Origin of the sequence: Catenibacterium faecis, from assembly GCF_014306455.1 — a bacterium.
Taxonomy (GTDB): Bacteria; Bacillota_I; Bacilli_A; order Erysipelotrichales; family Coprobacillaceae; genus Catenibacterium; species Catenibacterium mitsuoka_A.
The window spans coordinates 1-3,941 of record NZ_JACRWG010000096.1 but is presented as its reverse complement, the minus strand read 5'-3'; the positions used below and the strand labels follow the sequence as shown (position 1 = coordinate 3,941).

The window sequence follows — 3,941 nt, the reverse complement described above, 5'->3', positions numbered from 1 at the left end:
AGATGCAAATCTTTATATTAAATATGATGGACTTGTTTAACGGATTCACTGGACTTTTCTAGCGTAATGGATGGACTTATTTTACCGTATGGAGTGGCCTTGCCACTCCGTAATATTCAATTTAAAAATGTTGAGAAACCAGAACTTATAAATCTGATCACAGACTTAATATATCTTAGAAATTGTTTATCACCTTTTTATATAAAATGTACTGATGAAGAATTTGAAACATTAAGAAAAAAATATTCTGTAGTTAAATGTGAGAAGGATTTTTCTGACATCTCTGAAAATTTGGAATTTTTTAGGACACAACTTGATTCATATGATCCAGACTTCATTTTCATTAAAAGAAGACGCAGATTAGCTGTTAAAAGTGAAGATGGTTACATAATAGATAGTGCTTATGTATATTCACCAATTGATAAAAGTTATAAACCTAAGGATTTAAGTTATAGTAAGTTTTTAACTGAGAATAGTATAAAAAGATTAATTGAAGTACCACTTCAAGAAAAGCTAAGTATCAAAAATAGTGGGAGTGCTTCTGAATTCAGTGAATCATCTTATTTCTATGATATTAGCAAATACAGTATGTTTAAAAGAAATTCTAAAGCAAAATACTTTACTGAATTTAGCGAATTTCACGAAGAGATTGAAAAATCACTAGGCAATATTAAGTATGATAAAAATACAATATGTGAATCATTAGATTTTATACATAAAAATAAAAATCCTGGTTATATAGTTTTTAAAAGTGATGAGATGAGAGCTAAAAATAAAGCTTTGATGTTTTATGAGGTTTGTAATTGCCTTTCTAATATATTACAACGTTTTATTTTCAGTTTTGAACTAAAATTATCAGATTATTTTTATGCGTGTGAATTTGAGAATACAGAAAGTGTTTCTATAGATTTTTTTAAGAAATTTAATTATTTTACAGTTATGTATGACTGGGATGAATTCAAGTATATTAAGAACAAACCAAAAAAAATCGATGTTTTAAATTCATTCATAACTTGCTATTTTCGTGATTCTATAGTCAAATTTAAGGCTGAGAAAGAGGCAAGACTAGTAAAAGAGGAAGCAAAAAGACAAGAATTGAGTGATGCAGAAAACGATATAGCAAAAAAACATAGAATAGAGACAGAAGATCTAAGAAATTTCCTGAGTTCAGAACCAGTTGGAGAAAAGAGTATTGATCTACCTAAAAAAACAGACTGTACAAGTATTAAGTATGATAAGGGTAATTGTGAATATATACGTAAGCAATCAGCCATATTAGAAAAACTTGTGACATATGGTTATAGTAAATCTGAATGGATTGTCTTGCTTTCTGTAATATATGTAATTCCTCTTTTGAAAAATTATTCCGAAGAACTAAAGAATGAACAATTAGAAACGCTAATTGACAAATTAAAGAGAAGCAAAAAAGTAACAAGAGATGATAGAAAGAAAATAAAAGATATAGCAAGAATTATTAAAAAACAAATTATAAGATTAGGTTATATCTATTTTACTTTCTATAAATATTTAGGTTCAAAAAATACAGGTGCTGATTCAATAATCACTTTTGAGGAATATCATAAATGTATTGATCTCGTAAAACGTATTAATGTCGTAAATTGTAATTACTGTAGGGGTTGGTACATTCATATTCTAAGATGGTACGGAGTTTATATAATACGTCATAAGGATATCTTTGATAAACCAGAAATGTATCCCGATATCTTTGATAAACAAAAAAGGGATAATACATACTTTGCCTTGTGTAATAAGTTAATGGTGTTTAGTGGTCGTATATATAAAAATGTTAAAAATGAAAAAAATCCTTTTGACAGTATTTCAGTATCTAAAAATACTGAAATTATGCATTGTTATAATAAAAAACTTGATTTGCTAAATGAATATCAAGAAAATGCACAGAGAATTTTTATCGAAGTGTTGAGAGATAGAGGTGATGAGGATCATGAAAGATAATTACGAAATGGTTATTGAATATATTAAATGTCTGAATTCTTTTTATCCTTCAGATGAACAAATTGAATTTATAAAGAAACATAGAAATGAAATTCAAGAAAATGATGACTATCGAGCATTAGTGAGAGAATCTATTGAAATCAATGATGCGCTAGAAGAATATTATAAGAAAGTAGAACAACTTCCGGAATTTGAAGTAGAGCCAGCTCTTATTAAAAAAGTTGGTACTTTTGTAACTGATAAAATAAAGGATAATATCAAGGATATAAAGAATAGCATTGATTGTTCATTACAATTAACTCAATTAATTCCTTGTGCAACAAGAGGAGGGGACGATTATAAAGAGAACGAGATTTACTTATATTATTACACTGATGAACATATGCTGAATATACAATCTAAAGAAGAACATAATTTTATTGTATATAGAGGTGACGAAGAACTAGATGTAATACATGAGGAGTCTCCCGATCCCGAAACAAATATGCAATCTTATATAGTTGAAGATGTTTATGATGATGAGAATATTGAAATACTTATTGATGAATATGAAGAATAAATAAATTATCTTATAGAGAAGGGGACAGCAACCGTAAATAGCGCTGTCCCCTTTTAATATGAAATATTAGTTTTCTATCTTTCCTTGAATAATAAATCCGTTCCAATCTTCAACTACATATTCTCCATTCTTCTTTCTGACTATTTGTCTTCTCGTTTTACTTTCCTCAATTCTATTATTAAGTTCTTTGAGATTTCTTGTATATACTATTTGATTGTTTATTTCATTCTTCATTTCTTTCTCAAAGACATCTCTTAATTCTTGGAGTTCTTTTAAGCCGTGTTCTTTTAAATATTCCTTAGTTTCCTTGAAGGACTGATAGATATTGTTTGTCTCATTATATCTTTCATAGAATGATTTCATAAATATTGCAGAATTGAAATCATCTACTTCTTCTACAGTAAGAAGTAATGTCTGGCATCCTGCAAGCTCAAAAGCTCTTCTAATACCGTAGATACCTTCACCACTTATATTCTCACCAAGTCCTGTATTACAGGCTGATAATACAGCTAGTTCTGTACCCTTTAAGTCCATATACTGTATTTCTCTGGCACTGATATAACCAGAATTATTTTCATCAATGTTATAACCTGATAAGCATAGGATACCTCTATCCATCGGTTCCATATTTTCATTATCTAGATAGTCTCCATGTGTGGATACATGAAGCACTCTTGGTCTTTTTGTTTCAAGAAAATTATTGTGGTTAGCTTGATATGAACTATATACAATAGAATTCTCACCATAGATATCATGAATGAACATACCTTCTAGATATGAACCATAGAGCACTCCTTTTTTATCTCCTCTATCATTATCATCTGATAGTCTTCCGGAGAAATCAGGATAGACAAAGGATACAAGCTGATCATTGCTGTCATCATCTGTATTCTTCTTAAAGAGTGTCTGTACAGAACTTAGGTAGGAAATATTTGAACAGTTAACTACTCTTTCGAAGGATATGTTATAGAGTTCACCATCAGGACAGATATAGATATGATCATAATCATCAAGAGGACCAATGAATGATTGAATATCTTCATCATTTATAAATGAACCATTGATGATGTCGTCATAGTCAACAACAAACTGTGAATATTTTCCATCTTTTATGAGGATAAGACCGTATTTCAAATTATCAAGCTCATAGAAATCAATAATCAAATGATTGCCTATTGCATGAGATACTTCTTCTAATGATAATCTTTCACCCATTGTTTCATTGTGGAATCTACTAATATCTATCTCAAAAGACAGATTCTTATGATATGATGACCTCCCAGTAGACAGTGCAAATAATTAAAAGCACTGTTTGCTGAGGAGGTTTTCTTATGGGAAGAAAAAGTAAGTTTTCAAAAGAACAAAAAATTGAAATATGTAGAAGATACTTAGATGGCAGTGAATCAGT

General features: G+C 29.3%; 3 protein-coding genes. 2 read left to right on the top strand and 1 reads right to left on the bottom strand.

Translation table 11 applies throughout. The features are described 5' to 3' along the window. The first annotated feature begins 66 nt into the window (after nt 1-66). Together H8909_RS12560 and H8909_RS12555 are read left to right on the top strand one after the other, a co-directional pair. Nucleotides 67-1,974 carry a hypothetical protein gene (locus tag H8909_RS12560; RefSeq protein WP_187013063.1) on the top strand — a complete coding sequence of 636 codons (1,908 nt, stop codon included), beginning with the start codon at nt 67-69 and terminating at the stop codon, nt 1,972-1,974. Then, on the top strand, nt 1,964-2,533 hold the full coding sequence (locus H8909_RS12555) for a hypothetical protein (RefSeq protein WP_187013062.1): 570 nt from the start codon (nt 1,964-1,966) through the stop codon (nt 2,531-2,533). The genes H8909_RS12560 and H8909_RS12555 overlap by 11 nt, the downstream gene beginning before the upstream one ends. A gap of 66 nt (nt 2,534-2,599) precedes the next feature. Here the strand turns inward: H8909_RS12555 and H8909_RS12550 are convergent, their stop codons facing one another. Next, nucleotides 2,600-3,748, bottom strand: coding sequence for a CHAT domain-containing protein (locus H8909_RS12550; RefSeq protein WP_187013061.1), 1,149 nt, complete (start codon nt 3,746-3,748; stop codon nt 2,600-2,602). Nucleotides 3,749-3,941 lie beyond the last annotated feature (193 nt).